Below are 16,764 nucleotides of genomic sequence, written 5' to 3'. Positions count from 1 at the left end.
TCCATTCGGGCGGTATTCACATACTCAAACAGCCCCCAACAAAAAGCCCCGCTTCCTTTCAGAAGCGGGGCTTTTTGCGTATCAGGCCAGTTGAGGCTGTGCGCTCATGGGCTGAAGCGGCAGTAACGGAGCGTGGGGATCGGCCTTGACCGATGCACGCCACGCCGACAGCCATTCGGTATGCCCCTCGCTCCAGACCTGCTCATGCAGGCGGGACAGGGCCACCGGGTCGCTCAGCAGCGCCAGTCGCTCGCTGTTGTTCAGGCCCGCCGGGCCAACCTTGAGGGCATGACGAACCCGTTCGATCCGCAGCCATTCGATCGGCTCGGCCTGGCCGTGACGCGAGGTGGCCAGCGCAAAGGCCAGGGCGTTCTGTTGCGGATCGACCACTGCGCGGATGAAACCGTCGTTCAGCGCGTGCCAACGGTTTTCATGAGTGTACTGGTCAGTCGACAGCAGTTCCTGTGGCGGTGCGTATTCCTCGGGGATCAGGAACAGGCTTTCATCACGGGACTTCAAGCCAAGGCCCACTCGGCTGGAGATCACCGACACCGGAATCGACAGCATCAGCGAACCGACGATCGGCACCAACCACCACAAAAAGCTCGGGTTCAGCCAGATCACCAGCAAGGCCCAGAAGAAGCCCAGCAGGGTTTGCGGGCCGTGGCGCTTGACGGCTTCGCTCCAGGGCGTGGAGTCGTCGTCACGCTTGGGTGAATTCCAGGTAGCGGCCCAACCCAGGAAGGCGGCGAGCACGAAGCGGGTGTGGAAAATCATCCGCACCGGCGCCAGCAGCATGGAGAACAACATCTCCAGCAGCATCGACATCGTTACCTTGAACTTGCCACCAAACTCTTTCGCGCCCTTGGCCCAGATCAGGATGATGCTCAGCAGCTTGGGCAGGAACAGCAACACGATGGTGGTGGAGAACAGCGCGATGGCTTTTTCCGGATGCCACTGCGGCCACAACGGGTACAACTGGCGTGGCTCGAGGAAGTATTGCGGTTCCATCAGCGTGTTCACCGCCAGCAGCGCGGTGGATAGCACCAGGAAGAAGAACCACAGCGGTGCCGACAGATAGGACATCACGCCGGTCAGGAATACCGCGCGATGCACCGGGTGCATGCCCTTGACCAGGAACAGCCGGAAGTTCATCAGGTTACCGTGGCACCAGCGACGGTCACGCTTGAGTTCGTCCAGCAGGTTCGGCGGCAACTCTTCATAGCTGCCCGGCAAGTCATAGGCAATCCAGACGCCCCAGCCGGCACGGCGCATCAGCGCTGCTTCAACGAAGTCGTGGGACAGGATGGCCCCGGCGAACGCCCCTTTACCAGGCAACGGCGCCAGGGCGCAGTGCTCGATGAACGGCTTCATGCGGATGATCGCGTTGTGACCCCAGTAGTGGGATTCCCCCAACTGCCAGAAGTGCAGGCCGGCGGTGAACAACGGACCGTACACCCGAGTGGCGAATTGCTGCATGCGCGCATACAGCGTGTCCATGCCCGAGGCGCGTGGCGCGGTCTGGATGATGCCAGCATCCGGCGTGGCTTCCATCAGGCGCACCAGGCTGGTCAGGCACTCGCCGCTCATCACGCTGTCGGCGTCGAGCACGACCATGTACTTGTAGTCACTGCCCCAGCGACGGCAGAAGTCGTCGAGGTTACCGCTCTTGCGCTTGACGCGACGACGACGGCGGCGATAGAAAATCTTGCCAAAGCCCCCGGCTTCACGGCAGACGTCCAGCCAGGCTTGCTGCTCGGCGACACAGATATCGGTTTCGTTACTGTCGCTGAGTACGAAGAAGTCGAAACGATCCAGGTCCCCGGTGGCCGCAACCGACTCGAACGTGGCGCGCAAACCGGCGAACACTCGCGGCACGTCCTCGTTGCAGATCGGCATCACCAGCGCGGTGCGGGCGTCCTTGGGAATTGGCTCGTTGCCGGCACTGGCACCGGAGATGCGGTACTTGTCGTGACCGGTCAGCAACTCGAGAAAACCCATCAGCGCCGTCCAGAAACCGGCCGATACCCAGCAGAACAGGATCCCGAACAGAATCAGGATGCTGGTCTGCAATGCATAGGGCAGCACCTGGGTAGCGGTCTGCAACAGCGGCTGGTGCAGGACTTCGTCCAAGTCCACCAACGACCAGCCCTGGTACGGCATGATGCCCTTCATGTACCAGCCGGCGACGATGGTCTGGCCGAGCATCAGGATCAGCAGGATATAGCGACGGATCGAACCCACGGTGCGCCAGCGTGCGTGCGGCAGCACGCGCTCGTCCTTGGGTGGCTTCGGCGGGTTGGTGCGACCTGTCAGGCGACGCCAGGCGCGCACCAGGATATTGGTGCGCCACGGCTCCGGTACCACCTTGGTCCGACGAATCGGCGGCGTGGCTTTGAGACAGACACGCCCGCTGGCGTCGAGCGCCAGCATTTCGGCGTCTTCGAGTTCTTCGGCGGTGCTCAGGGTCAGCCGACGGCCCACCGAGGCTTGCGCCGCTTCGGTAGGTGCATCGAAAGTCGACGACGAAAGGCGCTCGTGCAACTCGCTGAAAGACTTGCAGCCCGCCAGCTCGGCACGCTGCGCATCGGTCATGGGCAAATGGGCCAGATACTCGCTGAGCGTCTCTGGCTGTACTGGAGTATTACTCATCGGCTGGCAACTGATAGCTCCAGGTCTCGGTCAGGACTTGTTCAGTCGGTTCCGGTTCCTGCGGGGTTGGGGTCGACTCAGCGGCAGTGGACGCGTTGTCGGCCTTGGCTTCTTTTTCCTGCTCTTTCTCTTGCGCGGTTTCCTTATCGCTCTGCTGCCTGGCGACCTTGTCAGCCTTGGCAAGGGTCGTGGTCACCGCATGGGACGCGGCCGGCGCTTCAACCGGAACCAACGGACGGACCAGCGCGGCGCGCAATTCAGTGGACTGTTTCGGGTCTTTGATCTTCAGTCGCAGGGTCAGGCGCCAGCCCTTGGTTTCAGGGTTGTAACGCACATTATTCTCGACGATCTCGCCGTTTTCGCCGACGCTCACCTGACTACGCACTTCGGCGTCTTCCGGCAGGGCTTGCAGAGAAGGACCTTCGAAGTCCACCAGATAAGCCACGCTGCCGTCCGGCTGACGGATCAGGTTGGACTGCTTCACGTCACCGGTCGAACGCAGGGTCTGCTTGACCCAGGCGCTGTCCGGCGAATGCAGGTTGGCTTCGTCGAGGGTCCAGTGCAGGCGGTAGGCGAAGTCCAGCGGCTGACCTGGCTCAGGCAGCTTTTCCGGGCTCCAGAACGCCACGATGTTGTCGTTGGTTTCGTCAGCGGTCGGAATTTCAACCAGATCGACGGAGCCCTTGCCCCAATCGCCTTTCGGTTCGATCCAGGCACTTGGACGCTTGTCGTAGCGGTCATCGAGGTCTTCGTAGTGGCTGAAGTCACGACCGCGTTGCAGCAGGCCGAAACCACGCGGGTTTTCTACCGAGAAATTGCTCACGGCCAGGTGTTTCGGGTTGTTCAACGGGCGCCAGATCCACTCGCCGTTGCCGGCATGGATCGACAAGCCGCTGGAGTCGTGCAGCTCTCGACGGTAGTTCAGGATCTTGGACGGCTGGTTGGCGCCGAACAGGAACATGCTGGTCAACGGAGCAATGCCCAGCTTGGTGACGCGATCTCGCAGGAACACGCGCGACTTCACGTCGACGACGGTGTCGGTGCCCGGACGCAGGATCATGCGATAGGCACCGGTAGCCCGTGGCGAATCCAGCAGGGCGAAGATCACCAGGTGCTTATCGGTCGGCTTCGGACGCTGGATCCAGAACTCGCGAAAGCGCGGGAATTCTTCACCCGATGGCAGGGCGGTATCGATGGCCAGGCCACGGGCGGACAAACCATAAACCTGGCCCTTGCCGATGACGCGGAAGTAGCTCGCGCCCAGCATGGTCATGATTTCGTCTTGCTTGTCAGCCTTGTTGATCGGGTACAGCACGCGAAAACCCGCGTAGCCCAGTTTCTCCGTGGACTTGGGATCGAACTTGACGTCACCGAAATCGAAGCGCGTCGGGTCATACTTGATTTCATCGACGGTGGTCGCGGTGATCTCGTTGATCTTCACCGGCGTGTCGAAATGCATGCCTTGGTGATAGAAGGACAGCCTGAACGGCGTCTTCTGATCGGCCCACTCGGCTTTTTCGGTGCGGAAACGGATTTTTTGATAGTCAGCGAATTTCATTTCGCGGAATTCGTTCGGCAGATTGCTGCGCGGGGCTTCGAATTTTTGCCCGGCCAGTTCTTGAGCCTTCGCCGATACATCATCCAGGCTGAATGCCCACAGTTGGCCCGCGCCAAACAGGCACAGCAGGGCCGAGCCCGCTACCAGAGCGTTTCTAAACCGTTTGGCAGTCATTTTTGGTGCATTACAGGGACTAACAATCACGAGCAACCCTCGCCGAAAACAGATCAAAAAACCAACGGCCAGATAAAGTATCTGCAAGGTATCGGCATTGAAATCCGCACCTGCAGGCCACTCTTGCCAAGTTGGCGAGCATTGTTCCGACTCCGATGGGACAAAATGATTCCCCAAACGGCCCAGGACAAGTCTCTACCTAAGTCAAATGGACCAGCGAACGCTGGTCCCCCGTAGCGCGCGATTATCTAGTAGCCCGCGTGACAACGCATCAGGGGTAACAAAGTATTTATCGAGAAAACTCCCTGTTTTGCCTCGAAACAGGACCGAAAAGATGTTTCAAACACTTTCAGACCTGTAACAGGAAGGTTACCGGGCCGTCGTTAACCAGATGCACCTGCATGTCGGCGCCGAATCTACCTGATGCCACAGTGCCATGCACCTGTTTCGCGTGGGTGAGCAGGTAGTCAAAGAGTTCCTCGCCCAAGGCCGGAGGTGCGGCCGTCGAAAAGCTCGGGCGTAATCCGCTTTTGGTGTCCGCCGCCAGGGTGAACTGCGACACCAACAGCAAGCCACCGCCGACATCTGCCAGGGACAGGTTCATCTTGCCATCAGCGTCGCTGAACACCCTGTAGTTCAGCAGCTTGTGCAGCAGCTTGTCGGCGCTGGCCCGGGTGTCCTCGGGCTCGACCGCTACCAGGACCAGCAGGCCTTGGTCCACCGCGCCAACGACTTCCCCTGCGACCTCGACCCGGGCGCCGCGGACCCGTTGCAACAGCCCCTTCATGCTTCTTCGGGCGGCAGGTCGAGCAGGCGCCGGGCCATTTGGGCGGCGGCGCGCACCAACGCATCGGTAATACCCGGCTCCGAAGCGGCGTGACCGGCGTCGCGGATCACCTGCAGTTCGCTGTTGGGCCAGTTCTGATGCAGTTCCCAGGCATTGTCCAGCGGGCAGATCACATCGTAGCGCCCGTGCACGATGACGCCCGGTAGATGGGCGATCTTGCCCATGTCTCGGATCAACTGGTTGGGTTCAAGGAATGCGTTATTGGTGAAGTAGTGGCACTCGATCCGGGCAATCGACAGCGCGCGCTGCGGCTCGGAGAAGCGATCGACCACCAGCGGGTTCGGGCGCAGGGTCGCCGTACGGCCTTCCCAGGTCGACCAGGCCTTGGCCGCGTGCATCTGGGCGATCTGGTCATTGCCTGTCAGGCGTTTGTGGAAAGCAGCGAGCAGGTCGTCGCGCTCGTCCAGGGGGATCGGTGCGATGTAATCCTGCCAGTAATCGGGGAACAGGCGACTGGCGCCGGCCTGGTAGAACCACTCGATTTCCTGCGGACGGCAGAGAAAGATCCCACGCAGAATCAGGCCGTGTACCCGCTCGGGATGGGTCTGGGCGTAAGCCAAGGCCAGGGTCGAGCCCCAGGAGCCGCCAAACAGCACCCATTTTTCGATGCCCAAATGTTTGCGGATGCGCTCCAGATCTTCGACCAGATCCCAAGTGGTGTTGTTTTCAAGGCTGGCATGAGGGGTGGAGCGGCCACAGCCGCGCTGGTCGAAGGTAACGATGCGGTACAGGTTCGGATCGAAGTAGCGACGGCTCTGGGCATCGCAACCGGCACCCGGGCCACCGTGAATGAACACCACAGGCAGGCCTTCCGGGGAACCGCTTTCATCGACATAGAGCGTGTGGGTGTCATCGACAGCCAGATCGTGCCGGGCATGAGGTTTGATCTGCGGGTACAAAGTCTGCATTGCGCGCTCCGTAAGGGGTCGAGTCATCCCTGGGGGGACTTCTATTTAATCTGCCGTCCGGCATCATAAACCCGAATTACCCGAATGAGCATGTCCCCTGCGCAGTCAAAGCGTGTCAGCCAGATACGCCAGCAGTGTGCGATACATCTGATCGACCTCCGGCACTTGGCCCCGGCCACGTAAACAGCCGTGAACCAATCCTCCCCCGACATACAGCACAGCATCCACACCTGCGCTGTTCAGCCGCTCGCTATAAAGGACGCCGTCGTCGCGCAACGGGTCCCATTGCGCCACGACGACCAGCGCTGGCGGCAGGCCGCTCAGGTCATCGGCGAGCAACGGCATGGCGAGGGAAGACGGTTGAGCGTCGCTCAGATAGAGGGCGTGATAACTGTCCAGATCGCTGCTGCTCAACAGTGGCGCATCGGCACATTCGCGCCGCGAGGGCAGATGGGCCGGGCCACCGAGGGCGGGATAAATCAGCACCTGACCCCGTGGCAGCGCTTGCCCGGCATCGCGCAAGGCCAGGCATAACGCGGCGGCGAGATTGCCTCCGGCGCTGTCACCGGCCACCAGCCGACGGCGAGGGTCGATGGCAAAGGGGGTGGCCGCCAGGTGATGCCACACGGCGAGGCAGTCTTCAAAGCCGGCGGGGAACGGATGCTCCGGCGCCAGTCGATAATCTACCGCCAGCACCAGCACGCCGAGGGTCGCGGCCAGTTCCATGCAGATGAAGTCGTGGGAGTCCAGATCACCCACCACCCAGCCGCCACCGTGCAGATAAAGGATGCATGGCCAGCCTTCGGACGGCGGCGCGCTTCGAGGACAGTAAGCCCGCACGGCTACCCCGGCCAGCTCGAGATCCTCGACTGCCAGCGCTTGCGGGCATGGCGGGGTGAAGGCCCGGCACATCTGGCTGTAGGCCTGGCGCAGACCAGGGAGGCTGTTGTCCGGGGCGTTGAAGCTCAGGGTTTGGTCGATGAAGGCGGACATTGCCTGGGAGAGTGGATAAGTAGCCATGGAACGACGCCAACATAGAGGATCGGGATGGGCGCTGATTATGAGACGAGGGGATCTAAGTGAGAGCAAGGCTTGCCCGCGATGACGGCGGTACATTCAACATCAGTGTCGACTGACATATCGCCGTCGCGGGCAAGCCTTGCTCCTACAGATAAATCCCCTCGCCACGATCATCTAATCGTCAATTCTTGAGACTGGCCTGCACCGCCGCCACGCCATCCTTGCCGTCAAAACTGGTCACCCCGGTGAGCCAGCGCTGAAGATCCTCGGGGTGCTCACGCAGCCATTGCCGGGCGACGTCCTGGGGTGTCTTGCGCGCCATGATCGGCACCATCAACTGACTTTCCTGGGCGGCGGTGAAAGTGAGGTTTTCCAGCAAGCGGTTCACGTTCGGACAACGCTGGGCGTAGTCCGGCGCGGTGACGGTGGAGACCGTCGCGGCGCCTTCGTTCGGGCCGTAGACGTCTTCGCTGCCCGTCAGGTAGGTGATGTTCATATTGATGTTCATCGGGTGCGGGGTCCAGCCGACGAACACCACGAACTCCTTGCGATTCACCGCCCGCTGCACCGCCGCCAGCATCCCGGCCTCACCGGACTCGATCAGCTTGAAGTCCTTGAGGCCAAAGTGATTGGTTTCAATCATGGTCTTGATGGTGGTGTTGGCGCCGCTGCCCGGCTCGATGCCGTAGATTTTTCCGCCGAGCTGCTCCTTGAACCGGGCGATGTCGGCGAAAGTCTTGAGGCCCGCTGCGGCCACGTAGTCCGGCACCGCCAGCGTGGCTTGGGCATCGGCAAGGCTTGGCTGGTCCAGGACTCTCACCTGGTTGGCCGCCAGGAACGGAGCGATGTTGTTGTCCATCGCCGGTTTCCAGTAGCCCAGGAAGATATCGAGGCGCTTGTCACGAATGCCAGCGAAGATGATCTGCTGCACGGCGCTGGTCTGTTTGCTTTCATAACCCAGACCGGTGAGCAACACATCGGCCATGCCACTGGTGGCGATCACGTCGGTCCAGTTGACCACGCCCATGCGCACCGTCTGGCAGGACGCCGGCTCGGCGGCCATTGCCCCGCTGCTCAGGATGGCGGTACCGCAGAGGATCGACAGACAGCGTTTGAACAGTCTTTTCATCGGGAAGGTCTCGTGCGGCAGCGATTATTGTAGGTCGGTGTCTTGGTGCACCGTGACCGGAACATTACGCAGCGTCGAGGGGCTGAAGATGAACTGTGGCGACCCGGTTTTGCACGGTGGCGACCGTTCCCCTGCGAGGCTCAAGGCCACATCTATCTGAGGGAGCAAGGCTTGCTCCCACCCCCCCCTAGCCCCAGGAAACAGGCATTATTTCTTGTAGGCCTGCTGCCCCCACGCCAGCAAGCCTTCCAGCAATTCCCTGAGCACCACCTGGGTCGGTTCCGCCAGATCCGCACGGTAGTTGAACGGCTCGAACTCTTCCATGTAGGTGCTCTGGCACAGTTCCAGTTGCACCGCGTGGATGTCCTCAGCCGGGTTGCCGTAGTGCCGGGTGATATGTCCGCCCTTGAAACGTCCGTTGAGCACGTGGGTAAATTCGCCGTGGCGGGCGCAGATGGCTTCGAGCTGGCTGGCCAGGGTCGGGTCGCAACTGGCGCCGTTGAAGGTGCCAAGGTTGAAGTCCGGCAACTTGCCGTCGAACAGGTGTGGGATCACCGAACGGATCGAGTGGGCGTCGAACAGCAAGGCATAGCCGAATTCGGCCTTGAGCCGCGCCAGTTCCTGCCGCAGGGTCTGGTGGTAAGGCACCCAGATCTGTTGCAGATAACTCGCCCGCTCCGCGGCGGACGGCTCCAGCCCCTGGCGAAACAATGGTACGCCATCGAACAGGATCGAAGGATACAAACCGGTGGTGGCACCGACGTACATCGGTTTGTCATCGTCGGGGCGGTTCAGATCGATCACGAACCGTGAATATTCAGCGGCCAGGGTGCTGGCGCCCAGTTCGGCGGCGAACTCGTAAAGCTTGGGAATATGCCAGTCGGTGTCCGGCAAGCTCTGGGCCTCAGGGATCAAACCAGCCTTCACCGCCGGGGTCAGGCGCAGGCCGGCGTGGGGCATGCTGATCAACAGCGGCACGCGCCCTTGCTTGAAATTCAGGACCTTCTCCACAACCGTTCTCCTTAATCGATTTCCACGCCGTGACGCACGACGCGTTTTTCCAGATCGCCACCCAGCCAGTACGACAGGTCGGCCGGGCGGTCGATGTGCCAGGCGACAAAGTCCGCGACTTTGCCGACTTCCAGCGAACCGTGAGTGGCAGCCATGCCCAAGGCCTGGGCCGCATGAATCGTCGCCCCCGCCAGGGCCTCCTCAGGGGTCATGCGAAAGCAGGTGCAGGCCATGTTCAACATCAAGCGCAACGACAGCGCCGGCGATGTACCGGGGTTGAGGTCGCTGGCCACGGCGATCTTCACCCCGTGCTTGCGCAGGGCATCCATGGGCGGCAGCTGGGTTTCGCGCAGGAAATAAAATGCCCCCGGCAGCAGCACCGCCACCGTGCCGGATTCGGCCATGGCCCTGGCGTCGTCCTCGGTCATGAATTCCAGATGATCGGCCGACAGCGCCTGATAACGGGCCGCCAGGCTTGAACCGTGCAGCGACGACAATTGTTCAGCGTGCAGCTTCACCGGCAGGCCCAGTTGTTGGGCGGTGATAAACACCCGTTCGACCTGCGCCGGGGAAAACGCCAGGTACTCGCAAAATGCATCCACCGCATCCACCAACCCTTCGGCGGCGAGGGCTGGGAGCATTTCGGTGCAAATGTGCTCGATGTAGTCATCGGCGCGATCAGCGTATTCCGGTGGCAAGGCGTGGGCCGCCAGGCACGTGCTGCGCACGCTGACCGGCAGCTGTTCACCCAGGCGACGGATGACCCGCAGGATCTTGCGTTCGCTGGCCAGGTCCAGGCCGTAGCCGGATTTGATTTCCACCGTGGTCACGCCATCGCGCATCAGGCTTTTCAGGCGTTTGGCGGCGCTGTTGAACAGTTCATCTTCGCTGGCGGCCCGGGTAGCGCGCACGGTGCTGGCGATGCCCCCGCCGGCCGCTGCGATCTCGGCGTAGCTGACGCCCTGCAGGCGCTGTTCGAATTCACCGCTGCGGTTGCCGCCGAACACCGTGTGGGTGTGACAGTCGATCAGCCCAGGAGTGACCCAGGCGCCCTTGAGGTCGTTGACGGCCGGATAGTCACCGACCGGCAGCTCGGCGCGCGGGCCGATCCATTGAATCAGCTCGCCGTGGGTGACGATGGCGGCGTCTTCGATGATCGAGTAGACGCCCTGGGCCATGGTGGCGGCGTGGCAGTTTTGCCAGAGGGTTTTCATCCCGGTTTCCTCGAATTATTGAAGATCGAATCGCGAGCAGGCTCGCTCCCACAAGGACTTCTGGTGTACCGGGGGCTCTACACCACCCCCTGTGGGAGCGAGCTTGCTCGCGATGAGGTCCTTACAGGCTCGGCAACAACTGCGCCGTGACCAGTTCATTCAGGCAACGACTGGCCAACAACTCGCTCGCCGCATTGATGTCCGGCGCGAAGAACCGGTCTTTCTCATAGAACGGCACTTCTGCGCGCAAGAGGGCGCGGGCCTGCTCCAGCTTGGCAGAGGTCTTCAAACCGCCGCGCAGATCCAGCCCCTGGCACGCCGCCAGCCATTCCACCGCCAGAATCCCCCGGGTGTTCTCGGCCATTTCCCACAGCCGCTTACCGGCGGCGGGGGCCATGGACACATGGTCTTCCTGGTTGGCCGAAGTCGGCAGGCTGTCCACCGAATGGGGATGGGACAGCGCCTTGTTTTCACTGGCCAGGGCAGCAGCGGTGACCTGGGCGATCATGAAGCCGGAGTTCACCCCGCCATTGGCCACCAGAAACGGCGGTAGTTGCGACATGTGCTTGTCCATCATCAGCGAAATACGCCGCTCACTCAGCGAACCGATTTCGGCGATTGCCAGGGCCATGTTGTCAGCGGCCATTGCCACCGGCTCGGCGTGGAAGTTGCCACCGGAAATCACGTCGCCCTCGGCGGCGAACACCAGCGGGTTATCCGACACGGCGTTGGCTTCGATCACCAGCACCTCGGCGGCCTGGCGGAACTGGGTCAGACAGGCGCCCATCACTTGTGGCTGGCAGCGCAGGGAATACGGGTCCTGGACCTTGTCGCAATTCTGGTGGGAAGCGGAGACTTCGCTGCGCTCGCCCAGCAGATCGCGATAAGCAGCGGCGGCATCGATCTGGCCTTTCTGGCCGCGCGCGGCGTGAATACGCGCATCGAATGGCGAACGCGAACCGAGCACCGCTTCTACCGTCAAGCTGCCCAGAGCCAGGGCGCCGGCGAACAGGTCTTCGCCTTCGAACAGGCCACGCAAGGCAAACGCCGTGGACACCTGGGTGCCGTTGAGCAGCGCCAGTCCTTCTTTTGCAGCCAGGGTCAGCGGCGCAAGGCCGGCCACTTTCAGCGCTTCGACAGCCGGCAACCATTCACCTTTGTAACGGGCCTTGCCTTCGCCCAACAGCACCAGGGACATGTGGGCCAGCGGCGCCAGATCACCCGAAGCGCCGACCGAGCCTTTCAACGGAATGTGTGGATAGACCTCGGCATTGATCAGCGCAATCAGCGCATCGATCACCTGCCGACGGATGCCGGAAAAACCCCGGCTCAGACTATTGACCTTGAGCACCATGACCAAGCGCACCAGCGCATCGCTGATCGGCTCGCCCACGCCAGCGGCATGGGACAGCACCAGAGAGCGTTGCAGGTTTTCCAGGTCTTCACTGGCGATGCGGGTCGAGGCCAGCAAACCAAAACCGGTGTTGATGCCGTAGGCCGTGCGATTCTCGGCGAGAATCTGCTCCACGCAGGCGACGCTGGCTTCGATCTGCGCCGACGCGCTGGCGTCGAGGCTCAGGGTCACGGGTTGCTGATAAATGTCACGCAATTGAGCCAGGCTCAATTGGCCGGGAATCAGGTTTAAGGCAGTCATGTATTGCTCCTTTTGAGAGTTTTGTTTTCACCCGCCAGTCGCTCCGGAATGTTCCGTTATCCGTCACCCTCGCCTTTTGGGCGGTGGATGCCTTGGCACGCTGGCGGTTTTTTGATCAATTCAAATTCGGTAAGGCGTTGTGCAACACGGCTGGATCTTTAAGCAGCGCGGCAGCGCTGGCGATGTCCGGCGCCAGCCAGCGGTCCTGGTCGTAGGCCGGCACATGCTCACGCAGCAGTTTCCAGGCAACGTCAGTGCCGGCACCGAAGCGTTGCGTCTTGAGAAACTCAAAAGCCTGGGCGGCCAGCAGGTATTCGATGGCGAGGATCTGCGTGCAGTTTTCCAACGCCCGGTGCAGCTTCAGGGCGGCGTTGGTGCCCATGCTCAGGTGATCTTCCTGCAAGCCCGAGGTGACAAAGTTGTCGAGCACCGCCGGCTGGGCCAGCTGGCGATTTTCCGCACACAGCGACGCGGCGACGTATTGCACGATCATCATCCCCGAATTTACCCCGGGGTTGGCCACCAGAAAGGCCGGCAGGCCGCTGACGTGGGGGTTGATCAAACGGTCGAGACGACGTTCGGCGATGGAGCCGATTTCGGCCATGGCAATCGCCAGCAGATCCGCCGCCAAAGCCACCGACTGACCGTGGGGGTTGGCCTGGGACATGACCCGGAAGCTCTCGGGCGTGCCCAACAACAGCGGGTTATCGGTGCTGGCGTTGAGTTCGGTTTCGATCTGTTGCCGGGCATGGGCCAGTTGGTCGCGAGCGGCACCGTGGACCTGAGGAATCGAGCGGATGCTCAACGCATCCTGGGTGCGAATGCCCAGGCTCGAAGCGATGACTTCGCTGCCGTCCAGCAGTGCCCGCAAGTTGACGCCGACCTGTTGCATGCCAGGGTGCGGCTTGAGGGCGATGATCTGGGCATCGAACGCCGCGATCTGCCCGCGCTGGGCCTCGAAGCTCATGGCGCCGATCACGTCGGCCCATTGCAGCAGCCGCGTCGCATCGGCCAGGGCCAGGCAACTGAGGCCGGTCATGCACGGCGTGCCGTTGACCAGGCACAAACCGTCCTTGGCCCCCAGTTGCACCGGTTGCAAGCCCTCTGCGGCCAGAGCCTGTTGCGCCGAGACGATTTGCCCGCGATAGCTGACATTGCCAACGCCCAACAACGCGATGCTGATATGGGCCATGTGGGTCAGGTAGCCCACCGAACCCTGGGACGGCACTTGCGGGGTGATGCCGCGATTGAGCAGCGCCAGCAGGGCTTCGACCACCCGGCGATGAATGCCGGACTTGCCCTGGCTGTAGTTGAGGATGGCCGCGCAGACAATCGCCCGGGTCTGTTCATCGGCCAGCGGCGCGCCAACGCCACAGGCATGGCTGAGCAGTGTGTTGCGCGACAATTGGCTGAGCTGTTCGTCCTTGAGCGAGACATTGCACAGGGCACCCAGGCCGGTGTTGACGCCATAAGCGCGCTCGCCGCTTTCGACGATGCGCTGGACGATGGCCTGGGCATTGTCGATCCGCGCCCAGGCCTGGGCCGACAGCTCAAGCTCGGCACCGAAGCGGGCGACCGCGACCACATCCTGCCAACGCAACGGCGCGTCGGCGATTACGATTTTTTCAGCCTGGGACATCTTCAACCTCATGCCTATAACCTGAACATTGATGCAGCTTTACCGGCGCCATCGCGAGCAGGCTCGCTCCCACAGGGATTTGCTTTGGACACAAAATGGGGTGAACAAAAAAGACCCCATTGTGGGAGCGAGCCTGCTCGCGATGGGAGCAGCCCAGCCACCACAAATCCCTCAAACCACCGCAGCCCTGCGCTGCACAAACCGATCAACATACTCATCCGCCGGCGAGTGCAGGATCTCTCGGGGTGTGCCGACCTGGATCAGCTTGCCATCCTTGAGAATCGCGATGCGGTTGCCGATGCGCACGGCTTCGTCGAGGTCGTGGGTGATGAACACGATGGTCTTGTGCAGGGTCTTTTGCAGTTCCAGCAACTGGTCCTGCATTTCCGCGCGGATCAGCGGGTCGAGGGCGCTGAAGGCTTCGTCCATCAGGATGATGTCGGTATCCGCCGCCAAGGCACGGGCCAGGCCCACGCGCTGGCGCATGCCGCCGGAGAGCTGGTGCGGGTATTTGTTCTCGTAGCCCTTCAGGCCCACGGTGTTGATCCAGTGCAGTGCCCGCTCAGTGCAGACCTGCTTGCTCTCGCCACGCACTTTCAAGCCATAGGCGACGTTGTCCAGCACGCTCTTGTGGGGCAACAGGCCGAAGCTCTGGAACACCATGCTGATCTTGTGCCGGCGAAATTCGCGCAGGGCTTCCATGTCCAGTTGCAGAATGTCTTCGCCGTCCACCAGGATCGCGCCGCTGGTAGGATCGATCAGCCGGTTGAAGTGGCGCACTAAAGTGGACTTGCCGGAGCCGGAAAGCCCCATGATCACGAAGATCTCACCGGTGCCAATGCTCAACGACAAGTCGTTCACACCGACCACGCAACCGGTTTCGGCCAGCACCTGGTCCTTGGTTTTGTTCTGGCGGATCAGCTCCAAAGCCTCTTTGGAACGATTGCCGAAAATCTTGAAGACGTTCTTGACTTCGATCTTGCTGATGGCTGCGTTGTTCATTTGCTCACCTCATGCCGAGGACGACCATAGGCCTGGGTAATGCGGTCGATGACCACGGCGAGAATCACGATCGCCAGCCCGGCTTCCAGGCCGCGTCCGACGTTGAGGGTCTGGATGCCCACCAGGACATCTTCGCCCAGGCCACGGGCGCCGATCATCGAAGCGATGACGACCATCGACAGGGCCATCATGGTGGTCTGGTTGATCCCGGCCATGATGCTTGGCAGGGCCAGGGGCAGTTGCACGCCGAACAGCTGTTGCCAACGGTTGGCGCCGAAGGCATTGATGGCTTCCATCACTTCGCCGTCCACCTGGCGAATGCCCAGGTCGGTCAGACGAATCAATGGCGGCGCGGCGTAGATCACCGTGGCGAAAATCGCCGGGACCTTGCCCAGGCCAAACAGCATCAATACCGGAATCAGGTACACGAAGCTCGGCATGGTTTGCATGATGTCCAACAACGGCATCAACACCGAACGCAGGCGATTGCTGCGGGCCGAGAGGATGCCCAGCGGAATGCCGATCAACACCGAAATAAATGTCGCCACCAGCATCAGGGCGAGGGTCTGCATCAGTTTGTCCCACAGGCCCACCGCGCCCACCAGGAACAGCAGGCCGACAATCACCGCCGTAGTCGCGACCTTGCGGGTGGCGTGCCAGGCAATGCCGCCGACGATGGCCAGCATCAACCACCAGGGTGCCATGCGCAGCAGGCCTTCGAGGTTGACGATGGCCCACAGCAAGGTGTCGGAAATGTGCCGGAACACATCGCCGTAGTTGGTCACCAGGGAGTCGACCCAACTGTTGACCCAGTCGGCGATGGAGAAGGTAAAGCTTTCGGGAAACATAAGAGACTCTCGATCAAGTGGATGCAGTGAACGTCCCGGCCAGCCCTAGGGTTGGCCGGGTGTATTCGACCTACAGAGCCGCGTCGATTTTCTTGGCCGCGTCTTCACTGACCCAGGCGTGCCAGACTTCAGGATGTTCCTTCAGGAAGATCTTCGCCAGTTTCGGCGACTCGATCCGCTCCTTGGCCATGCGCCCGAGGTTCTGGTTCAGGATATCGATGGGCAGATTGACCTTTTCCAGCACCGCCACCAGTTCAGGTGCTTCGTCGTGGAAGGTCTTGGACAGGCCGACCTTGATGGTCACGCTTTTGTCCACGCCCGGTTTTTCTTCCAGTTTCACCAGGTCCACCTGACCCATGAGCGGGGTTGGCGACCAGTAGTAGAACAGGATCGGCTCGCCGCGCTTGTAGCTCGACAGCACCGCCGCATCCAGGGCCGGACCGGTGCCGGGGCGGAAGTTGGTGTAGGTTTTTTCCAGGCCATAGCTTTTCAGCATTTCGCTGTTGTCCAGCTCACAGGTCCAGCCGGCCGGGCAGTTATAGAAGCGGCCCTTGGATGGCTCTTCCTGGTCCTTGAACACAGCGGCGTACTGGCCCAGGTCGGCGATGTTCTTCAGGCCCGGCGCCTTGGCTTCAAGCTTACGCTTGGCGTCACCCTCGATCACATAGCGCGGCACGTACCAGCCTTCGATGGCACCCACCACCGGGGCGCCGACACCGACGACCTTGCCGGCCTTCTCGGCCTTGTTCCAGACTTCACTGCGACCGACCCATTCTTCGGCGAACACCTGAATATCGTTGCTGCTCAAGGCGTTCTCCATGGTGATGGAGTTGCCTGGCAGACTGTCGGTCTTGCAGCCGTAGCCTTTTTCCAGCACCACTTGCATGACGTCGGTCAGCAACATGCCGCTTTCCCAGTTCAGACCGGCGAATTTCACCGGCTTGCCCGACTCGCACCAACCCGCCGCTTGCGTGGCGCCGGCACTGGCCAGCAGGCCCATGCAAAGCAATGTGGTCAGCAGGGTCTTGTTCGATTTCATTATGTGACGCTCCTAATCAGTGAATTGGCTTACGGCAGTCAAGAGGCATCCAGCCCTGTCAACATCCCA

13 protein-coding genes are annotated in these 16,764 nt (G+C 61.5%); all 13 read right to left on the bottom strand.

Annotated features, from left to right (window positions below; all coding sequences use genetic code 11):
- Positions 1–81: 81 nt before the first annotated feature.
- Positions 82–2,652 (bottom strand): glucans biosynthesis glucosyltransferase MdoH, encoded by a 2,571-nt coding sequence (gene mdoH / locus BW979_RS05360; RefSeq protein ID WP_047226943.1) that lies wholly within the window; start codon positions 2,650–2,652, stop codon positions 82–84.
- On the bottom strand, positions 2,645–4,384 hold the full coding sequence (locus BW979_RS05355) for a glucan biosynthesis protein G (RefSeq protein WP_218277732.1): 1,740 nt from the start codon (positions 4,382–4,384) through the stop codon (positions 2,645–2,647). The genes mdoH and BW979_RS05355 overlap by 8 nt, the downstream gene beginning before the upstream one ends.
- 349 nt (positions 4,385–4,733) lie before the next feature.
- The gene (dtd, locus tag BW979_RS05350) at positions 4,734–5,171 is read right to left on the bottom strand and encodes a D-aminoacyl-tRNA deacylase (protein ID WP_076383364.1); all 438 of its coding nucleotides are present in this window, start codon (positions 5,169–5,171) and stop codon (positions 4,734–4,736) included.
- Complete coding sequence (gene pip / locus BW979_RS05345) at positions 5,168–6,139, bottom strand: prolyl aminopeptidase (protein ID WP_047226941.1); 972 nt, start codon at positions 6,137–6,139, stop codon at positions 5,168–5,170. The genes dtd and pip overlap by 4 nt, the downstream gene beginning before the upstream one ends.
- 105 nt (positions 6,140–6,244) lie before the next feature.
- Positions 6,245–7,159 (bottom strand): alpha/beta hydrolase, encoded by a 915-nt coding sequence (locus BW979_RS05340; RefSeq protein ID WP_076383363.1) that lies wholly within the window; start codon positions 7,157–7,159, stop codon positions 6,245–6,247.
- 181 nt (positions 7,160–7,340) lie between these two features.
- On the bottom strand, positions 7,341–8,288 hold the full coding sequence (locus BW979_RS05335; protein WP_047226939.1) for a choline ABC transporter substrate-binding protein: 948 nt from the start codon (positions 8,286–8,288) through the stop codon (positions 7,341–7,343).
- Between the two features lie 207 nt (positions 8,289–8,495).
- A complete protein-coding gene (hutG, locus tag BW979_RS05330; RefSeq protein WP_076383362.1) occupies positions 8,496–9,299 on the bottom strand; it encodes an N-formylglutamate deformylase in 804 nt (267 codons plus the stop codon).
- 11 nt (positions 9,300–9,310) lie between these two features.
- Positions 9,311–10,513 carry an imidazolonepropionase gene (hutI, locus tag BW979_RS05325; protein ID WP_047226937.1) on the bottom strand — a complete coding sequence of 401 codons (1,203 nt, stop codon included), beginning with the start codon at positions 10,511–10,513 and terminating at the stop codon, positions 9,311–9,313.
- 121 nt (positions 10,514–10,634) lie between these two features.
- Positions 10,635–12,167 carry a histidine ammonia-lyase gene (gene hutH / locus BW979_RS05320; RefSeq protein ID WP_047226936.1) on the bottom strand — a complete coding sequence of 511 codons (1,533 nt, stop codon included), beginning with the start codon at positions 12,165–12,167 and terminating at the stop codon, positions 10,635–10,637.
- A gap of 115 nt (positions 12,168–12,282) precedes the next feature.
- Positions 12,283–13,806 (bottom strand): histidine ammonia-lyase, encoded by a 1,524-nt coding sequence (gene hutH / locus BW979_RS05315; protein WP_076383361.1) that lies wholly within the window; start codon positions 13,804–13,806, stop codon positions 12,283–12,285.
- 171 nt (positions 13,807–13,977) lie between these two features.
- On the bottom strand, positions 13,978–14,808 hold the full coding sequence (locus BW979_RS05310) for a quaternary amine ABC transporter ATP-binding protein (RefSeq protein ID WP_052915294.1): 831 nt from the start codon (positions 14,806–14,808) through the stop codon (positions 13,978–13,980).
- Positions 14,805–15,656, bottom strand: a complete 852-nt coding sequence (locus BW979_RS05305) for an ABC transporter permease (protein ID WP_047226934.1) — start codon at positions 15,654–15,656, stop codon at positions 14,805–14,807. The genes BW979_RS05310 and BW979_RS05305 overlap by 4 nt, the downstream gene beginning before the upstream one ends.
- Positions 15,657–15,726: 70 nt before the next feature.
- Complete coding sequence (locus BW979_RS05300; RefSeq protein WP_047226933.1) at positions 15,727–16,695, bottom strand: ABC transporter substrate-binding protein; 969 nt, start codon at positions 16,693–16,695, stop codon at positions 15,727–15,729.
- Between the last annotated feature and the right edge of the window lie 69 nt (positions 16,696–16,764).

The organism is Pseudomonas sp. A214, from assembly GCF_900156295.1.
GTDB lineage: Bacteria > Pseudomonadota > Gammaproteobacteria > Pseudomonadales > Pseudomonadaceae > Aquipseudomonas > Aquipseudomonas rhizophila.
This window is presented reverse-complemented; position numbering and strand designations above follow the sequence as displayed.

Coding starts and splice junctions, on each gene's coding strand:
- mdoH (WP_047226943.1), bottom strand. CDS start 2,652: ATGAGTAATACTCCAGTACAGCCAGAGACGCTCAGCGAGTATCTGGCC.
- BW979_RS05355 (WP_218277732.1), bottom strand. CDS start 4,384: ATGACTGCCAAACGGTTTAGAAACGCTCTGGTAGCGGGCTCGGCCCTG.
- dtd (WP_076383364.1), bottom strand. CDS start 5,171: ATGAAGGGGCTGTTGCAACGGGTCCGCGGCGCCCGGGTCGAGGTCGCA.
- pip (WP_047226941.1), bottom strand. CDS start 6,139: ATGCAGACTTTGTACCCGCAGATCAAACCTCATGCCCGGCACGATCTG.
- BW979_RS05340 (WP_076383363.1), bottom strand. CDS start 7,159: ATGGCTACTTATCCACTCTCCCAGGCAATGTCCGCCTTCATCGACCAA.
- BW979_RS05335 (WP_047226939.1), bottom strand. CDS start 8,288: ATGAAAAGACTGTTCAAACGCTGTCTGTCGATCCTCTGCGGTACCGCC.
- hutI (WP_047226937.1), bottom strand. CDS start 10,513: ATGAAAACCCTCTGGCAAAACTGCCACGCCGCCACCATGGCCCAGGGC.
- hutH (WP_047226936.1), bottom strand. CDS start 12,167: ATGACTGCCTTAAACCTGATTCCCGGCCAATTGAGCCTGGCTCAATTG.
- hutH (WP_076383361.1), bottom strand. CDS start 13,806: ATGTCCCAGGCTGAAAAAATCGTAATCGCCGACGCGCCGTTGCGTTGG.
- BW979_RS05310 (WP_052915294.1), bottom strand. CDS start 14,808: ATGAACAACGCAGCCATCAGCAAGATCGAAGTCAAGAACGTCTTCAAG.
- BW979_RS05305 (WP_047226934.1), bottom strand. CDS start 15,656: ATGTTTCCCGAAAGCTTTACCTTCTCCATCGCCGACTGGGTCAACAGT.
- BW979_RS05300 (WP_047226933.1), bottom strand. CDS start 16,695: ATGAAATCGAACAAGACCCTGCTGACCACATTGCTTTGCATGGGCCTG.